This is a genomic window from Mucilaginibacter hurinus, from assembly GCF_003324525.1.
In the GTDB taxonomy this organism is placed as follows: domain Bacteria; phylum Bacteroidota; class Bacteroidia; order Sphingobacteriales; family Sphingobacteriaceae; genus Mucilaginibacter; species Mucilaginibacter hurinus.
Genome location: NZ_QGDC01000017.1, coordinates 1 through 376, shown reverse-complemented (window position 1 = coordinate 376; position 376 = coordinate 1). Strand labels below are relative to the sequence as shown.

General features: G+C 41.2%; 1 protein-coding gene. It reads left to right on the top strand.

Translation table 11 applies throughout. From position 1 onward, the window contains the following. On the top strand, positions 1–376 hold a 376-nt coding region (locus DJ568_RS17500; RefSeq protein ID WP_233496716.1), incomplete at both ends, for a hypothetical protein.

The following is a 376-nucleotide window of genomic DNA, read 5'->3' as shown; positions in this document are numbered from 1 at the left end:
TCAGCACATGATACTGATCCGAGAAGCTTTCTGAAGTATTATAATCGCTTTAAACAGTCAGGCAATGACCTGGATCTTCTGCCAGCCAAGCGTGGTCCAAGATATACTACACGCCGACCAGATCCCGCAGATGAACAAAAAGTGCTGGATCTTCGCCAACGTGGATGCAATAAGTTTGAGATAGCAGATCAGCTTAAACAAAAATCAGATAACTTTAAGCCATCCCCTTCGGGTGTATATAATATACTGAAACGATACCATAAGAACCGTTTGACAATAGCTGATAAAGAAGTAAAGCGAACCATCATCAAAGAACGTATGGGTCAATTAGGACATATTGATTGCCATCATTTAAGTAAGAGCGTGATCAGAGGAC